Origin of the sequence: Zoogloea dura (assembly GCF_012927165.1) — a bacterium.
Taxonomy (GTDB): domain Bacteria; phylum Pseudomonadota; class Gammaproteobacteria; order Burkholderiales; family Rhodocyclaceae; genus Zoogloea; species Zoogloea dura.
In genome coordinates, this window is the sequence record NZ_JABBGA010000012.1 from 21,543 (window position 1) to 39,329 (window position 17,787).

A 17,787-nucleotide genomic window follows, 5' to 3' on the forward strand; every position below is an offset into this window, starting at 1 on the left:
TGGGGGAGTATCGTGGCGCCTGTTCAGCGGTACGCTCCACCGGCACTCCCCCCCAGCTCCCCCAAGCGCTCCCAGGACCCACTCCATGAAACGGCTGCCAGCCCTTTTCTTTGCGCTCCTGGCGCCCCTGCTACTGGCCCTCGGCCCTCCGGTGCGCGCGGAAGGCCTCCACCACCTGCAGATCCAGCCCGCCCGGTATGACGACGCCCGGGAGGCCCTGGTGGACGCGATCGAGACCGAAGGCCTGGTGCCCGCGCCGCCCAGCCAGTTCGGCGACATGCTGGCCCGCACCGGAGCGGCCCTGGAGCAGCGCGAGCCCGTCTATGGGCAGGCCGAAGTCCTGCACTTCTGCAGCGCCCGCATCGCCTGGCAGCTGGCCCTCGAGAACCCTGCCAACATCGCCCAGTGCCCCCTGTCCATGGCCATCTACACCCTGGCAGGCCGCAGCGGCACGGTCCACCTGGCCTGGCGCCAGGCCGCCGGCGACTCTCCCGGCGCCCTGGCCGCCAACGCCCTGCTCGAGCGGATTGCCCGCCAGACCAGTGAAAACGCGGGTCGCAGCGCGCTCGGCCGCTGAAAGCCCCTCGCCCGCCGCCCCGCTGGCGCGGTATAGTCCGCAGCGCTTCAAAACCCCCGCCGGAAAAACACCCCAGCATGACCCAGAAAACCTATAACGCCGACTCCATCACCGTCCTCAAGGGCCTCGAGCCGGTCAAGCAACGCCCGGGCATGTACACCCGGACAGAGAACCCCCTCCACGTCATCCAGGAAGTCATCGACAACGCCGCCGACGAGGCGATGGCCGGCTTCTGCCGCAAGATCGGCGTGACCCTGCACCTGGACGGCTCGGTCAGCGTATCCGACGACGGACGCGGCATCCCTGTGGAGATCCACCCGGTGGAAGGCGTGTCCACCGTGGAAGTGGTATTCACCCGCCTGCACGCCGGCGGCAAGTTCAACAAGACCGATGACGACTCCGCCTACCGCTTCTCTGGCGGCCTGCACGGCGTCGGCGTGTCGGTCACCAACGCCCTGTCGCACCGCCTCGAGGTGGAAGTGGTGCGCGACGGCGGCCGTCACCGCCTGGTCTTCGCCGCCGGCGATGTGATCGAGCCCCTGGAGCGCGTCGGCGACGCCCCCAGGAAAGCCAGCAGCACCACCGTGCGCGCTTGGCCCGACGCCAAGTATTTCGACTCCGCCGACCTGCCCCGCGGTGAACTGGAGCGCCTGCTGCGCTCCAAGGCCGTGCTGATGCCCGGCCTCGAGGTCAGCCTCAGCATTGAGGGCGGCGACACCCGCACCTGGCTGTTCGAGCACGGCATGCGCGGCTACCTGTCCGAAGCCCTCAGTGACGAACCCCTGATCCCCCTGTTCAGTGGCGAGAAGTACGCCGCCAAGGGCGACGACACCTTCGCTGCAGGTGAAGGCGCCTCCTGGGCCGTGGCGTGGACCGCCGAAGGCGCGCCGGTGCGCGAGTCCTACGTCAACCTGATCCCCACCCCCGCCGGCGGCACCCACGAGGCTGGCCTGCGGGACGGCGTGTTCACCGCCATCAAGAACTTCATCGACCACCACGCCCTGCTGCCCAAGGGCGTCAAGCTGACCGCCGACGACGCCTTCGGCCGCGCCTCCTTCCTGCTCTCGGCACGGGTCCTCGACCCCAGCTTCCAGGGCCAGACCAAGGAGCGCCTTAACAGCCGCGACGCCGTGCAGCTCGTCTCGCGCATGGTGCGCGACCCCTTCGAGCTGTGGCTCAACGAGCACGTGGACTACGGCAAGAAGCTCGCCGAGCTGGCCATCAAAGCCGCCCAGGCCCGCGCCCGCGCCGCCCAGAAGGTCGAGAAGCGCAAGTCCTCCGGGGTGGCCGTGCTGCCGGGCAAGCTGTCCGACTGCGAATCCGAGGACATCGAGCGCAACGAGCTCTTCCTGGTCGAGGGCGACTCGGCCGGCGGCAGCGCCAAGATGGCCCGTGACAAGGACACCCAGGCCATCCTGCCCCTGCGCGGCAAGGTCCAGAACGCCTGGGAAGTGGACAAGGACCGCCTCTTCGCCAACGCCGAGATCCACGACATCGCGGTGGCCCTCGGGGTGGAGCCCCACACCCAGGACTCTGATCCGGACCTCTCCGAGCTGCGCTACGGCAAGCTCATCATCATGTCCGACGCGGACGTGGACGGCTCCCACATCCAGACCCTGCTGCTGACCCTGTTCTTCCGCCACTTCCCTAAGCTCATCGAACGCGGCCACATCTACGTGGCCCAGCCGCCGCTGTACCGCCTGGACGTGCCGGCCCAGGGCAAGAAGCGTCCGCCGCGCCGGCTCTACGCCCTCGACGACCAGGAGCTCGGCACCCTGCGCGACCGGCTGGTCCACGAAGGCGTCAAGCCCGAGCACATCGAAGTCGGCCGCTTCAAGGGCCTCGGCGAGATGAACCCCGACCAGCTCCGCGAAACCACCATGGACCCGGCCACCCGCCGCGTCCTGCCGGTGCATGTGCGCAGTGACGCCTTCGAGGAGACCCGGCGCATGTTCACCATGCTGATGGGCAAAGGCGAAGCCTCCGGCCGCCGCGCCTGGATGGAAGAAAAGGGCGACTCGGTGGAAGCCGATGTCTGAACGATGAGCCAGCCCGACATCAACCCCCTCGCGCTTTCACGGCCGCCGATCCGCGCGACCATCCTCACCGGCTTTCTCGGTGCCGGCAAGACGACCCTGCTCAACCGCTACCTGGCCACCCGGCCCGAGCGCAAGGTGGCCGTGCTCGAGAACGAGTTCGGCAGCGTCGGCATCGACGGTGGCCTCATCGCCGGATCGCCCGCCGTCGAAATCGTCGAGCTCACCGACGGCTGCATCTGCTGCAGCGTGCGCGGCGAGCTGTCCAATGCCCTCGCCGACCTGGCCAGGCGCCGGGACACGGGCGAACTGGATTTCGACCACCTGGTCGTGGAGACCACCGGCCTGGCCGATCCAGCCCCGGTGGCCCAGTCCTTCTTCGTAGACGAAGGCCTAGCCGGGCGCTATGAGCTGGACGGCATCATCACGGTGGTGGACGCCGTCCATGCCCAGGCCCAGCTCGACGAACACCGCGTCGCGGCAGCCCAGGTGGGCTTTGCCGACCGGATCCTGCTGAGCAAGGCCGAGAGCCTCGACGACGACGCTCTGGATGCGCTCCGGCAGCGCCTGCAACGCATCAACATCCGCGTGCCGGCCGTGCCGGTGCCCACCGATGCGGCGCCGGTCACCGCCCTGTTCCACCTGGACGCCTTCCGCCTCGACGAGGTGCTCGAGCAACTGCCCTCCTTCCTGGCCACCGACACCCCTGCCGGGCTGCGCCGCGGCGGCGGCAGCGCGCGGGGCTTTTATCGTCACGACGACGACATCGCCTCCTTCGTGCTGCAACATCCCGGCGACGTGGACTCGGCCCTGATGGCGGGTTTCGTCGAAGAGCTCCTGCTGCGCCAGGGCCCGGCCCTGCTGCGCTACAAGGGCGTGCTGGCGCTTCGTGGCGATGCCCGCAAGGTGATCCTGCAGGGCGTCCACCGCCTCAGCGGCTCCGACTACGGCGCCCCCTGGCAGGACGGCGAAAGCCGCCACACCACCCTGGTCCTCATTGGCCGCCGCCTTGATGAAGAAGGTATCCGCAATGCCTTCCGCCTGGCCTGCCGCTAGTCATTCCGGCGCACCGGTACGGCCTGCACCCCGACCTGCCCGCGCCACTTTTCCTGCGAACGTCTCACCATGAACGACACTCCGGACCTCTTCGATTCCCCGGCGCCCGACGCCGCCGAACCGCCACCTCCACCACCCGCCACCCTGCTGCTGGGCAGCGACGACGCCTTGCCCCTCGACCTCTACGCCGAGCGCGCCTACCTCGCCTACGCCATGAGCGTGGTCAAGGCCCGCGCCCTGCCCCAGGTGGAGGACGGCCTCAAGCCGGTGCAGCGCCGCATCCTGTTCGCGATGAACGAGATGCGCCTGTCGCCGGGCTCCAAGCACGTCAAGTCGGCCCGGGTGGTCGGCGACGTGATCGGTAAATACCACCCCCACGGCGACTCCAGCGTCTATGACGCGATGGTGCGGGTGGCCCAGGACTTCTCCCTGCGCTATCCGCTGGTGGACGGCCAGGGCAACTTCGGCTCCCGCGACGGCGACTCCGCGGCGGCCATGCGCTACACCGAATGCCGCCTCACCCCGATCGCCGAGCTGCTGCTGTCGGAGATCGACCGGGGCACGGTGGACTTCCGCCCCAACTACGACGGCGCCTTCGAAGAGCCCCAGCTGCTGCCCGCCCGCCTGCCCTTCGTGCTGCTCAACGGCGCCTCCGGCATCGCCGTGGGCATGGCCACCGAGATCCCGTCCCACAACCTGCGGGAAGTGGCCGCGGCGGCCATCCACGCCATCGAGAACCCCGAAGCCAGCGTCGCCGACCTGATGACCCACATCGCCGGCCCGGACTTCCCGGGCGGCGGGCAGATCATCTCGCCGGCAGCCGACATCCGCCAGGCCTACGAAACCGGCCGGGGCAGCCTCAAGCTGCGCGCCCGCTGGGTGATCGAAGACCTGGCCCGCGGCCAGTGGCAACTGGTCATCAACGAACTGCCGCCGGGCGTGTCGGCCCAGAAGGTGCTCTTCGAGATCGAGACCCTCACCAACCCGCAGCCCAAGACCGGCAAGAAGTCCATCGACGCCGACCAGGCCCAGCTCAAGGCGGTGATGCTCGCCGCGCTGGACCGGGTGCGCGACGAATCGGGCAAGGACGCGCCGGTGCGCCTGGTCTTCGAGCCGAAGAGCCGCAACCAGGATGTGACCGAGTTCGCCAACCTGCTGCTCGCCCACACCAGCCTGGAGAGCTCCTCGTCGATCAACCTGGTGATGATCGGGCTGGACGGCCGGCCCGGGCAGAAGAACCTGGCCGACATCCTCCACGAGTGGGGCCGCTTCCGGGTCACCACGGTGCGCCGTCGTACGAGCCACCGCCTGGGCCAGGTGAACGACCGCATCCACATCCTGGAAGGCCGTCACATCGTCTTCCTGAACATCGACGAGGTGATCCGCATCATCCGCGAGTCGGACGAGCCCAAGCCGGCCCTGATCGCCCGCTTCGACCTGTCCGACCGCCAGGCCGAGGACATCCTGGAGATCCGCCTGCGCCAGCTGGCCCGCCTCGAAGGCATCAAGATCGAGCGGGAGCTGGCCGAGCTGCGTGGCGAGAAGGACGAGCTGGAAGCCCTGCTGGCCAACGAGGGCAAGCTGCGCCGCCTGGTCATCAAGGAGATCAAGGCCGACGCCGACAAGTACGGCGATGCCCGCCGCACCCTGGTGGAAGAAGCCGCCCGTGCCGGCGTCAGCCAGACCGTGGTGGACGAACCGGTCACCGTGATCGTCTCGGAGAAGGGCTGGGTCCGCTGCCGCAGCGGCCACGGCGTGGATCTCGAGAACGTCAGCTTCAAGGATGGCGACCGCCTCGGCAGCGCCTTCGAATGCCGCAGTGTGGACGCCCTGATCGTGCTGAGCGACGGCGGGCGGGCCCTCACCGTCGCCGTCTCGGCCCTGCCCGACGGCCGCGGCAACGGCGTGCCGCTGGCCTCGCTGGTCGAGCTGCCCAGCGGCAGCAAGGTCGCCCACGTGCTGGCCGGACCGGCCGACAAGCGGGTGCTGCTGGCCAGCGCCGACGGTTACGGCTTCCTGTGCCGCCTGGGCGACATGAGCGCCACCAAGCGGGCCGGCAAGCAGTTCGTCACTGTCGACGCCGGCGGCCGGCAACTCCCGCCCGTGCTCTTCGACGGCGGCGAGGGGCTGCACCTGGCCGCCCTGTCCACCAGCGGGCGCCTGCTGGTCTTCCCGCTGGACCAGATGAAGGAGCTCTCCGGCGGCGGCCGCGGCGTGATCATCATGGGGCTGGACGAGGGCGAACACCTGGGCACCGTCTGTGTGGCCCGCACAAGCCTGACCCTGCTGGCTGCCACCCGCGTCGGCAAGCCGGTGGAGGTGGCGATCCCGGCGAAGGACTGGGAGCCCTGGCTGGGCAAGCGCGCCCGCAAGGGCAAGCCGGCCCCCGGGCGGTCCCAGGCGAACGGGCTGAAGGGCGCCTGAGCCCGGACAGGTCTGCCGGCTTAGACCGGCAGACCTACCGACTGCAGCAAGCCCTGGCGGTTGATGGGTTTGACCAGGATCTCGTCAAAGCCGGCAGCAAGGATCTGCTCACGCTCGCCCGGCATGGCGTGGGCAGTGTAGGCAACGATGCGCAGGCCCGCCATCTCGGGGCGGGCCCGCAAGCGCCGGCATACTTCCGAACCGCTGATGCCGGGCATGCTGACGTCCAGCAGCAGCACATCCACGCTGGCGCCCTCGAAGAAGGCCATGGCCGCCTCGCCGGAGTCTGCCTCGTGGACTTCGCAGCCGGCCTGGGTCAGGAGCACCGCAGGCAGGGTCCGGTTGATTTTATGGTCGTCGACGATCAGAACTTTCATGGCGCTCATGTGCGATGCTCCTGGAATTCCAGGGGGAGGTTGACGACGAATTCGCTGCCCTTGCCGGGCTCCGAGTGCAAGACCACATTTCCGCCCATCAGGGCCGTCAGTTCCTTGACCAGGGCCAGACCCAGGCCGGTTCCGGCATGCCGGCGGGTGAGGAAGCTCTCCACCTGGCGGAAGCGCTCGAAGACGTGGTCCTGCATGTCCCCGGCTATCCCGCAGCCCGTATCGGCAACCTTGAGCTGAAGCCAGGCGCCCTGCCTCGACACCGTGATGTCCACACGGCCCTCGTCGGTGAACTTGATGGCGTTGTCGACGAGATTGATCAGCACCTGGGACAAGCGGGTCGAATCGCAGCGCAGGGTCTCCGGCACATCGCCGGCCACCTCGAAGGCCAGCACCAGCCCCTTGTCCAGGGCCGGCGGGCGATGGCTCTGGATGATCCGCTCGAGCAGCGGCCTGAGCGGCACGTCGCGGAGCTCCAGCACCATCTGGCCGGCCTCGACCTTGGCCAGGTCGAGGATGGAGTTGACCAGCTCCAGCAGGTGCTGGCTGCTGTCCAGGATGATCCCCGCAAACTCGCGCGGCGTATCGGTGCTGCTGTCCCGCAGGAACTCCGCGTAGCCCATGATGCCGTTGAGGGGGGTGCGCAGCTCATGGGACATGGAGGCCAGGAACTCGGACTTCATGCGGTTGGCCTCCTCCGCCCGCACCTGGCTCTCACGCAAGGCAAGCGAGATGCGGTACTGGCGGTCGAGCATGCGGATCGCCAGCGCCCCGAACACCACCACCATCAGGCTCATCACCCCCGCATAAGCCATGTAGCCCAGGCGACGCTGGTGGAACTCCTGGAGCGCCTCGTCCTCGCCGACCCCCACGGCCACCAGCAGCGGATATTCCTGGAACACCCGGTAACTGTAGAAGCGGCGGACCCCGTCGGCCTTGCTGGCGTAGTTGTAATGCCCCGAGGCAGCCTGCTCGCCCAGCCTCATCAGCGGCGTGCCCGTCAGGTCCTGGCCGACCTCATCGTTGTCGCCGGCCCGGCGCGCCCGCACGATGCCGTCACGCCCCACCAGGCTGACCACCCCGCTGTGCCCCAGGTCAACGCCCCGGTAGAACTCGGAGAAATAGTGGGGGTCCATCGACACCACCACGACCCCGCCAAAGCTGCCGTCGGGCTTGTTGATCCGCCGCGTCAGCTGGATCGACCACTTTCCCGACACACGCCCCAGCACCGGCTTGCTGATGTACAGCGCGTCCGTGTCCTGCGCCCGGTGGACCCTGAAATGCTCCCGGTCCGACAAGTCCTGCAGCGTGTGGCCGGGCAGATTGCTGAGGATGTAGATGCCGTTCTCGTCGATGACTCCGATCTGGTTGAAGAAGCTGTTGATGATCGCCCCCTGCCGCACGTAGTCGGAGATGTTCATCCGGGGGCCGAGCTTCTCGTACTGATACTTCAGGAACAGCACCGCCTGATCAGCGCTCTTGATGGTGCGGACGGTGTGTTCCTCGAAGGCCCGGGCAAGATTCAGGTTGGCGGTGTTGATTGCGCGGACGACCATCTCCTCGTCCACCCGGGCCTTGTAAACAACGGCTCCCCAGACCAGGACGATCAAGGCCACACCGACGGCGACGATGGGCGCAAACAGGCGCTGGCGCTCATCGGCGGGAATCTGGAAAGAATCGGCAGGCATGGACTGATCCGGGGATGAAAGGGCCGGCGGGCCCCGCTCGGGAAATCGGCAGTGGGCAATTGTAACGCCAGGGATGGCAGTGGCTTGAGTCCGTGCCTTCTTTGCAACCCCGTAATGCAGCCTCCCCGGGAGGCGCCGCCGCGGGGGATTTCACAACTTGAGAGTGATCTACGCCACAGTTCGTGACGAATTACGTCTTTAGTGCTAGAAAGGCCCGCCGTAACAAAAGAATCGCATGCGCCCCCTGGAGGCCCCAGCCTCCCGCGCCAGAAGCCTGATGAAACTTGCCATCACCGATCAAAGCCTGCCCCGCTACCACCTGCTGGGGACCCTGATCGTCGTCCTTACCCTCGCCCTCACCCTGGGCGGCAGCTTCATGTGGATGGCCCAGGGGGAGCACCTGCAAGTCATCCAGCGCCTGGAGAAGAGCTTCGAGGTGAAGAAGCAGGAAAGGCTTCGCACCGAGATGGCAGCCGCCATCGGCTACCTGGACTTCGTGCACTCGCGCACCGAGGCCGTCCTGAAGAATGCCCTGCAGGATAAGGTCAGCATGGCCATCCAGACGGCCCAGGGCATCTATGCCCGGGAGCACGGCCGCCGCCCGGAAGGCGAGGTCAAGCGGCTGATCATCGAAGCCCTGCGTCACCAGCGCTTCTTTGACGGACGCGGCTACTTCTTTGTGGACGACCAGCAGGGCACCTGCATCCTGCTCCCCATTGCCCCCGCTCTGGAGGGCAGCTCCCTGTGGGACAACCGCGACGACCGGGGCCACTACATCATGCGCGGCCTTGTCGACGCCGCCCGCAGCGACCCCGCGGGCGGGCTCTCGCGCTACCGCTGGTACTCCCCTGACGACCCCCGCAAGATGTCCGACAAGCTGGCCTTCGTGCGCCTCTTCGAGCCCTATGGCTGGGTCATCGGCACCGGCGACTATCTCTACAAATGGGAGGAGATGCGCCTGCGGGAAGGCCTCGACCGGCTGCGGGCCTGGTCCTTCGGCGACACCGGGCGCTTCATGGTGATGGATGACGAAGGCCGCATGCTGACCCCGCTGCACGGCGCAGACGCCGAGCGGCCGCCCCTCGAGTCGGCCGTCACCCCTCAGGAAAAAGCCACCCGGCAACGCTTGCTCTCCCTCGGCCGGGCGGGTGGCGGGATGGCCGAGTTTCCGTGGCCCGGCCGCGCCAGCGACAGCCAGGAGACCCGCAGCGCCCTGGTGGAAGTCTACGCGCCCTGGAAGATCATCGTGGTGGCCAGCCTGGTCAACGACGAGATGCAGGCCGCCCTGGCCTCGGAGAAGGACTCGGCCGCCGCCGCGCTGCGCGCCCGCATGCCGCAGTTCATCGGCATGACGGTCGTGGCTGCAGCCCTCGCGCTGGGGGCCTCCCTGCTCTTTTCGCGCTGGATGTCCTCGCTGTTCCGGGCCTATCACGCCAGGATCGATGCCCACACCCGCACTCTGGAGAAGCAGGCTGGCGAGCTGCGTCTGGCCGGCCACGTGTTCGAGAGCAGCCGCGAGGGCATCATCATCACCGACCCGGAGACGCGCATCCTCGCCGTCAATCCGGCCTTCACCGCCATCACCGGCTTCAGTTCCGACGACGTGCTGGGCCGCAGTCCCGGCGTGCTGCGCTCCGGCTACCACGCGCCGGACTTCTACGAGTCCATGTGGTCCTCGATCCGTGACACCGGCTCGTGGTCGGGCGAGATCTACAACCGCCGCAAGGACGGCCACGTCTATCCGGAGCAGATCAGCATCAGCACCGTCCATGGCCCCGACGGCGAAGTCCGCCACTACGTCGGGACCTTCCTGGACATCAGCGAGCGCAAGGAGGCGGAGATCCGCATCCGCCACCTGGCCGAATTCGACACCCTGACCCAGCTGCCCAACCGTGCCCTGCTGACCGACCGGCTGTCCCAGGCCATCGCCCTGGCCCGCCGCAGCGGCGACAAGCTGGCCGTCCTGTTCATCGACCTCGACCGCTTCAAGAACATCAACGACTCCCTCGGCCACGCCATGGGCGACCGCATCCTGCAGGAGGTCGCCGCGCGCCTGTGCCTGATCGTGCGCGAGAGCGATACCGTCAGCCGCCTCGGTGGTGACGAGTTCGTCGTGCTGGTGACCGGCCTGGAACATGCCGGCAACGCCATGCCCACCGCGCAGAAGATCCTCGCTTCCCTGGGTCGCCCCTACCAGTTGGACGACCATGAGCTGCAGCTGACGCCGAGCATCGGCATCGCCATCTACCCGGACAACGGGAGTGACAATGAATCCCTGCTCAAGAACGCCGACGCGGCCATGTACCACGCCAAGAGCTCCGGGCGGAACAACTTCCAGTTCTTCACTCCGGAACTCAACCAGTGGGTCACCGACCGCCTGCGCATCGAGAACGGCCTGCGCCATGCCCTGGAGCGCGAGGAGATGCAGATCCACTACCAGCCGCAGGTCGACCTGGGCAGCGGCCGCATCGTCGGCTGCGAGGCCTTGCTGCGCTGGTACCCGGCCGAGGGCGGGCCCATCCCGCCGGACCGCTTCATCCCCGTCGCCGAGGAAACCGGGCTGATCCACCCGATCGGGCTGTGGGTCCTGGACGAAGCCTGCCGCCAGCTCGCCCAGTGGGATGCGGAAGGCGCCGCCGAGATCCGCATGGCCGTCAATGTGGCGGTTCCGCAGCTTCGCCGCCACACCTTCGTGGAACAGGTCGCAGCCATCCTGGCCCGTCATCGGCTGGCCAGCGGCCGGCTCGAGATCGAAGTCACCGAGAGCGTCTTCCTCGACCCCGACGCGCAGATCCGCGAGACCCTGCACAACCTGACCGACATGGGCGTCAAGCTGTCGCTGGACGACTTCGGCACCGGCTACTCGAGCCTCTCCTACCTCAAGAACTTCCGCTTCGACGTGCTCAAGATCGACCGCTCCTTTGTGTCGGAGCTGGCCCGCAGCCATGACGACATGACCCTGGTGCGGGCCATTTCGAGCATCGCCCGGGACATGTCGCTGATCACCGTGGCCGAAGGCATCGAGTCCGAGGAGCAGCAGCGCATCCTCAACGAGCTGGGCTGCAACCTGGGCCAGGGCTACCTGTTCTCGCGCCCCATCCCGGCCTCCGAATTCCGCCGCCTGGTGATGCCCGCAAGCTGATATACAGGCGTTCCGCACTCACCCCGAGGCACACGATGATCATCAAGACCCTTCTGACCGGCCACAGCCGTGGCCTCGGCGACGCCCTCGCCCGTGACCTGCTGGGCCGTGGCCACCACCTGCTGGGCCTGGGCCGCAGCGGCAATGCAGCCCTCGCCCACGACTTCCCGCAACACTTCAGCGAACAAGCGCTCGACCTCTCCGACCTCGCGGCCCTCACCCGCTGGCTGGCCGGAGTGCAGCTGCGCGACTTCCTGGCCGATGCCGATCAGGCCGTGCTGATCAACAACGCCGGCATGCTGCAGCCGGTGGGGCCGCTGGGCAGCCAGGGAGACGCCGACATCGCCCGGGCGCTGGCCCTCAACCTGGGGGCGCCGCTGATCCTCGCCGACGCCTTCGTGGCCGCCACCGGCCACTGCACCGATCGCCGCATCGTGCACATCTCCAGCGGCGCTGCCCGCAACGCCTATGCCGGCTGGAGCGTCTATGGCGCCACCAAGGCCGGCCTCGACCAACATGCCCGGGCCGTTGCCCTGGAGCAGCTCCCCGGCCTGCGCATCGCCAGCCTGGCCCCCGGCGTGGTCGATACCGACATGCAGGCGGAAGTGCGGGCCAGCGATGCCGCTGACTTCCCCCAACACGCCCGCTTCGCGGCCCTCAAGGCCGACGGGCAGCTGAGCACCCCGGCCAGCGCCGCCCGCCGGCTGGCCGATCACCTGCTCGGCGAGCGCTTCGGGCAGTCCGTGGACGGCGACCTGCGTAGCCTGTAGGCGCGGCTTCGGCTGGCTTGTGGAGCCTTTGCCTGTTCGTGCCTTTGCTGGGCGGTTTTCCTTTTTTCCGCCTTGAATTGGCCGGGATTTCGCCCCGGCGGGCGACCCCTTTCTTTGCGTCGCCAAAGAAAGGGGGAAAGAAAGGCGACCCGGCTTCCCCGGTCGTCCGCGTAGCGGACGACTCCCCTGCGCTGCTCGCATCGGGCGGCCGGCGCGGAACTCGTCGGCTACGCCTCCTCAGACAGCCGCGCCGGACTTCCCCGCCCGCTGCTGCGCTGCTCGGCGGGTCAGAACGGGCTTTCAGCAAACACCGAGCCTCTACGGAAAAACCGGTGGAGGCGAGACGCTGGGGTTTTGCGTGTGCGTTGATCATCGCGCCCTGCTTCAGCAAACGCGCGGTGTTTGCGAAAAGCCCGTTCCGACCCGCCGAGCAGCGGAACGGCAGGCGGGGTAGTCCGGCGCGGCTGTTTGAGCCCGCAGGGCGAGTTCCGCGCCGGCCGCCTGCCGTGAGCAGCGCAGGGCAGTCATTCGCGCAGCGAATGACCGGCGAGGCGGGTCGCCTTTCTTGCTTACTTCTTTGGCGAAGCAAAGAAGTGAGTCGCCCGCCGGGGCGAAATCCCGGCCAATTCAAGGTGGAAAAAAGGAAAGCCACCCAGAACAACGGAAAGCCGCCCAACAAAGCCCCCGCCGCAGCGGAAGGCCGTACCCGCCCCCCGCAACCGAGTTAGCCAAGCCCAGATGTCAGATAACCCCCCCCATGATCGACATCCGAGGGTGCCGAATTGACATCCAGCACCACGGATTTGAGATCCCGCCCTCCGGAACTCAAATCCCGACACCCGGATTTGAGTTCCTGACCCACGGTATTGAGTTCACGCATTCCAGATATGAAATCCGGACCCACGGATTTGAGTTCACGCGCTGCGGATTCGACATCCGGCCTCACTGATTTGAGATCCGGACCCGCGGATTTGAATTCACGCCCCCCGGATGTCAGATCCGGCGGCGATTTACTCAAATCAGCGGGCCCGGATGTGACATCCCGCCCCCCTTGATCGTGTTCAACGAGGGCGTGACTCACAAAAGAAACCCCCGCGGGCCTGGGCCGGCGGGGGTTTGTTTGTCTGGATGACGGGAGCAGGACGGCGGCGTGCGCGACACCCCATCAAGCCGCCCGGTATCGCGCCGCGCTACATCAGGCGGTCACCACGCGGTAGCAGGGGTTGTAGGTCTTGCCCGGCAGCTTCATGCGCCCCTGGGCCACGAAGGAGGCCATCAGCTCGTCCATCGGCCCCATGATCTCGGGCTCGCCCTGGATCTCGAAGGGGCCGTATTTTTCGATCTCGCGGATCCCTTCGTCCTTCACGTTGCCGGCCACCACGCCCGAGAAGGCCCGCCGCAGGTTGGCGGCCAGCAGGTGGGTGGGCTGGCGGCGATGCAAGGTCAGGTTGCGCATCCGTTCGTGGGTCGGACGGAAAGGCTGCTGGAACTCGTGCTCGATCTTGAGCAGCCAGTTGAAGTAGTAGGCGTCGCGCATGTCCTTGCGGAAGTCGCGCACCTCGGCGATGCCCTCGTTGATGGCCCGCGCCACCGCCTCCGGGTCACCGATGATGATGCGGTAGCGCTTGCGCGCCTCTTCGCCAAGGGTCTGGGCGATGAAGCGGTCGATGCGCAGAAAGTACTGCTCGGCGCTCTTCGGCCCGGTGAACACCAGCGGAAAGGGCAGCTTGGCATTGTCCGGGTGGAGCAGGATGCCGAGGATGTAGAGGATCTCCTCCGCCGTGCCGACCCCGCCTGGAAAGACGACGATGCCATGGCCGGTGCGCACGAAGGCCTCGAGGCGCTTCTCCACGTCGGGCAGGATGACCAGTTCATTCACCACCGGGTTGGGTGCCTCCGCCGCGATGATGCCCGGCTCGGTGAAGCCCATGTAGCGCCCGTTGCTGATGCGCTGGCTGGCATGCGCCAGGGCGGCGCCCTTCATGGGGCCCTTCATGGCGCCGGGGCCGCAGCCCGTACACACGTTGAGGGCGCGCAGGCCCAGCTGGTAGCCCACCAGCTTGGTGTATTCGTACTCTTCCTGGTTGATCGAGTGGCCGCCCCAGCACACCACCACGTTGGGCTGGGTGATGGGCTGCAGGACGTTGGCGTTGCGCAGGATGTGGAAGACCGCGTCGGTCACCCCCTCGGAGGTGGCGAAATCGAAACGCGGGTTGCCGCTGATCTCGTTGCTCACATACACCACGTCGCGGAGCACCGCCATCAGGTGCTCCTGGATGCCGCGGGTCATCTCGCCATCCACGAAGGCGCTGGCCGGTGCGCCGGTGATGTCCAGCTTGATGCCGCGGGCGCGCTGCTGGATGCGGATGTCGAAACGGTGGTAGCGCTCCAGCAATTCCTTGCCGTCATCCAGCTCGTTGCCGCAATTGAGCACGGCCAAGGAGCAGTTGCGGTACAGGGTGTGGAGCCCGCCGCCGCCCTGATCGGACAACTGGGCGGCTTCCGTTCTGGACAAGACCTCCAGGCGGCCGGTGGGAGACACTTGTGCGTCGACGACTTCGTAGTCCATGGCTGCAACCCTCTTCTCAAGCTGTCTGGCAAGGACGCCCGGTGCAGCGCTGGGACGTCACCCGTGGCGCGTCGCGGAGACGCTCGCCGATTGCAGCATAACGCTCCGGCGCCGCCCTGCAACAGGATTGTTGCACCGCAACGCAAATTGTTGCACACATGTCACAGCGAGCGGCCGGCGCAAGGCCCTCCCGTGGCCCGGGAGCACGGCTGGCGCTATCATTCTGCCCTCTCCTCCCACCCGCCCTCGCCCCATGACCCTGCCGGCCGCCTCCACGCCCGAACTCGTCGCCGCCATCATCTTTGCGGTGGCCGTGCTGCACACCTTTTCGACCAAGTTCTTCGCCCACCTCGCCCATCTGCAGCCGCGCCACGCCGGCCTGTGGCATCTGCTCGCCGAGGTGGAGGTTGTCTTCGGCTTCTGGGCCTTCGTGCTGGTCGTCTCGCTGCTCTGGATGTCGGGCCAGGAGGCGGCGGTGAGCTACCTGGAGGCCCGCAACTTCGGCGAACCGATGTTCGTCTTCGTGGTGATGGTGATCGCCGCCAGCCGCCCCATTGTCAGTACGGTCATCGGCGCCGTCCGGCTGATCGCCACCATGATTCCGGTGTCGCGGGAGGTCTCGGTGTTCTTCCTGTGCCTGTCGGTGGTGCCCCTGCTCGGCTCATTCATCACCGAACCGGCCGCCATGACCCTGGCTGCGCTACTCCTGCGCGACGGCTACTTCCGGCACGGGCTCAGCCACCGGCTCAAGTACGCAGCGCTGGGGATGCTCTTCGTCAACGTGTCGATCGGTGGCGTGATGACCAACTTTGCAGCCCCGCCGGTGCTGATGGTGGCCGGCAAATGGCAGTGGGATTCCCTCTACATGTTCTCCCACTTCGGCTGGAAGGCGGCCTCGGCGGTGCTCTTCAATGCCCTGGTGCTGACCTGGTTCTTCCGCCACGAGCTGGCCGAAAAGGGACGCCCCCAAGGCGACGGAGAGACGCTGCGGATGCCCGTCACGGTGGCATCGATCCACATTCTGTTCCTGGTCGGCGTGGTGCTGTTCGCCCATCACCCGGTGGTCTTCATGGGCCTCTTCCTGTTCTTCCTGGGCTATACCGAGGCCTACAAGCAGCACCAGGACCGCCTGATCCTGCGCGAAGGCCTGCTGGTGGCCTTCTTCCTGTCGGGCCTGGTGGTGCTGGGCGGGCTGCAGCAATGGTGGCTGCAGGCGGCGCTGACCGACGTGGAGCCGACGGTGCTGTACTTCCTGGCCACGGCCCTGACGGCGATCACCGACAACGCCGCGCTGACCTACCTGGCCTCCCTGGTGGAAGGCGTCTCGCCGGCCTTCAAGCATGCGGTGGTGGCCGGCGCGGTGACCGGTGGCGGCCTCACCATCATCGCCAATGCCCCCAACCCGGCCGGCGCGGCCATCCTGAAGGGCAGCTTCGACGACGAATCGATCAGCCCCCTGGGCCTCTTCCTGGCGGCCCTGCCACCCACCTGCGTCGCCATCTTCGCCTTCCAGGCGCTGGGCTGACACGTCCCCGGAACAGCCCCTGCCGGCAGCCACAAGGCCGCCGGCAGGCGCTTCATGCAGTCACCTTGCGGCAGGCCGCGGCGAGGGCGGCGTAGGCGTCCTTGAGTGCCTTGAAGCTTGGCCGCACATCGGCGATGCCGGTCGTCCGCACCCACAGCAGATCACCGGCCTGGGCCTTCTGCAGCATCCGGCCACGCACCTGGCGATAGCTCCCCAGGGCGTCCTTGAACAGCTGCAGCGCGCGCACCGCGCTTTCGTCCGGCGCGCTCCGCGCGATCTCCGGCAGTTGGGCGTCGAGCACCCGGTCGAGCGCCGCGATCCGCTCCACGTGGGGCAGCACCTGCTCCCGGTTGCGGGAATTGACCACCAGGATGCTGTTGGTGCGGATCTCCTCGATGGCGTCGAGGAGCACACGCAACGCATCGCGCCGCACGTCGATCTCCACGCTGAGGGCATTCAGCTCCACCAGCCCGGTCATCAGCTGGCGCAGGCCGCTATCGCAACCATTGACGCGTTGATCCAGGGTGCGGGCCAGGCCCGCGACGCCGCCCATCTCCTCCACCAGTCGCCCGCCGGACGAGGCTTCGTTGTTGGCACGGCCGACGATATCCTGCACCGCGGCCATGGTGTGGCGGGCGCCTTCGGCGATGGCCACCAGGGTCCCGGCTGCCTCGCCGCTGCTTTCGGCGCTGGCGCCGGCCTTGGCCTGCACGCCGGCGAGCAGGACGTTGAGCCCCTCGCTGCCGCTCTCGATGGCCGAGATGATCTCGCCGACGCTCACCGTCGCCTCGCTGGTCCGCTCGGCCAGCTTGCGCACTTCGTCGGCCACCACGGCGAAACCTCTGCCCTGCTCGCCGGCCCGGGCGGCCTCGATGGCCGCATTGAGGGCCAGCAGATTGGTCTGGCTGGCGATCGCCTGGATGATCTGGACGATCTTGCCGATCTGCTCGATATGCGCGTGGACCGCCGAGAACTCCCGTCCGACTGTCTCCATCACACCGGCCAGATCACGCACCCCGTCCGACATCAGGGCCACCCGCCCGCCTCCGCTGGAGGCCCGCTCATGGGCCTCGGCGGCGATGGCCAGCAGGCGGGTCGCCTCGGCCGAGACGGCGCTGATACCACCGGCCATGCCCTCCACCGTCGTCGACGCCGCGATGGCCAGCTCCGACTGCTGGTCGGCGGCCTGCACCACGTCGGTGAATGAGGACACCAACGTTCCGGAGGACACCATCAGGTCGCGCGTCAGCTCGCCGATGCGCCCGGCGGCGGCCACCTTCTGCTGGAGCAGGCCTTCGAGCTTGCGCACGGAGTCGGCCGCATCCGCCGCGGGGCTGGGATCGTCGAGCAGGCAACGGATGGCGTCCAGCTGGGGCTGGACCGACTGCGTCCGGCCCAGGAGGAGCAAGGGCGCAGCCCCGAGCAGCAGGGCCGCAAGCGCCAGCCCGATCTGCAGGCCGCCGCTTGTCGCGCCGGCGGCGAACGCGGTACCCAGGGCGAGTACCAGCAACAGGAAGATCCGGAAGATTCCAAAAATGCGCATATCTGTCTTCATCACAATGCGTGTCCGGGTGAAAGCCCGGGTGAAAAAAAGGCCAGCCGGCGGACACTCCG

Annotated in this window: 11 protein-coding genes; 7 read left to right on the top strand and 4 right to left on the bottom strand. The window is 67.7% G+C overall.

Annotated features, from left to right (window positions below):
• Window positions 1–85: 85 nt before the first annotated feature.
• The 4 genes from HHL15_RS14975 (at window position 86) to parC (ending at window position 6,093) form a co-directional block, all read left to right on the top strand.
• Window positions 86–577: a DUF302 domain-containing protein gene (locus HHL15_RS14975; protein ID WP_169146598.1), complete on the top strand. Its 492-nt coding sequence runs from the start codon at window positions 86–88 to the stop codon at window positions 575–577.
• Window positions 578–654: 77 nt separating this feature from the next.
• Window positions 655–2,616: a DNA topoisomerase IV subunit B gene (gene parE / locus HHL15_RS14980; RefSeq protein WP_169146599.1), complete on the top strand. Its 1,962-nt coding sequence runs from the start codon at window positions 655–657 to the stop codon at window positions 2,614–2,616.
• A gap of 3 nt (window positions 2,617–2,619) precedes the next feature.
• Window positions 2,620–3,669, top strand: a complete 1,050-nt coding sequence (locus HHL15_RS14985; RefSeq protein ID WP_169146600.1) for a CobW family GTP-binding protein — start codon at window positions 2,620–2,622, stop codon at window positions 3,667–3,669.
• 69 nt (window positions 3,670–3,738) lie between these two features.
• Window positions 3,739–6,093 carry a DNA topoisomerase IV subunit A gene (parC, locus tag HHL15_RS14990; RefSeq protein WP_169146601.1) on the top strand — a complete coding sequence of 785 codons (2,355 nt, stop codon included), beginning with the start codon at window positions 3,739–3,741 and terminating at the stop codon, window positions 6,091–6,093.
• A gap of 20 nt (window positions 6,094–6,113) precedes the next feature.
• Here parC and HHL15_RS14995 read toward each other — a convergent pair whose 3' ends face one another.
• Window positions 6,114–6,479 (bottom strand): response regulator, encoded by a 366-nt coding sequence (locus HHL15_RS14995; RefSeq protein ID WP_328825043.1) that lies wholly within the window; start codon window positions 6,477–6,479, stop codon window positions 6,114–6,116.
• Window positions 6,476–8,167 carry a sensor histidine kinase gene (locus HHL15_RS15000; RefSeq protein WP_169146602.1) on the bottom strand — a complete coding sequence of 564 codons (1,692 nt, stop codon included), beginning with the start codon at window positions 8,165–8,167 and terminating at the stop codon, window positions 6,476–6,478. The genes HHL15_RS14995 and HHL15_RS15000 overlap by 4 nt, the downstream gene beginning before the upstream one ends.
• 277 nt (window positions 8,168–8,444) lie before the next feature.
• Between HHL15_RS15000 and HHL15_RS15005 the strand changes: the two genes are divergently transcribed.
• Together HHL15_RS15005 and HHL15_RS15010 are read left to right on the top strand one after the other, a co-directional pair.
• Window positions 8,445–11,309 (top strand): bifunctional diguanylate cyclase/phosphodiesterase, encoded by a 2,865-nt coding sequence (locus HHL15_RS15005; RefSeq protein WP_169146603.1) that lies wholly within the window; start codon window positions 8,445–8,447, stop codon window positions 11,307–11,309.
• A gap of 35 nt (window positions 11,310–11,344) precedes the next feature.
• The gene (locus HHL15_RS15010; RefSeq protein WP_206198783.1) at window positions 11,345–12,079 is read left to right on the top strand and encodes an SDR family oxidoreductase; all 735 of its coding nucleotides are present in this window, start codon (window positions 11,345–11,347) and stop codon (window positions 12,077–12,079) included.
• A 1,195-nt stretch (window positions 12,080–13,274) separates the two neighbouring features.
• On the opposite strand, the gene ppnN is transcribed toward HHL15_RS15010, so the two are convergent.
• Window positions 13,275–14,648 carry a nucleotide 5'-monophosphate nucleosidase PpnN gene (gene ppnN, locus HHL15_RS15015; RefSeq protein ID WP_169146604.1) on the bottom strand — a complete coding sequence of 458 codons (1,374 nt, stop codon included), beginning with the start codon at window positions 14,646–14,648 and terminating at the stop codon, window positions 13,275–13,277.
• Between the two features lie 253 nt (window positions 14,649–14,901).
• Here ppnN and HHL15_RS15020 point away from each other — a divergent pair, with 253 nt between their 5' ends.
• Complete coding sequence (locus HHL15_RS15020; RefSeq protein ID WP_169146605.1) at window positions 14,902–16,173, top strand: putative Na+/H+ antiporter; 1,272 nt, start codon at window positions 14,902–14,904, stop codon at window positions 16,171–16,173.
• A gap of 52 nt (window positions 16,174–16,225) precedes the next feature.
• On the opposite strand, the gene HHL15_RS26550 is transcribed toward HHL15_RS15020, so the two are convergent.
• Complete coding sequence (locus tag HHL15_RS26550) at window positions 16,226–17,716, bottom strand: methyl-accepting chemotaxis protein (RefSeq protein WP_328825044.1); 1,491 nt, start codon at window positions 17,714–17,716, stop codon at window positions 16,226–16,228.
• Between the last annotated feature and the right edge of the window lie 71 nt (window positions 17,717–17,787).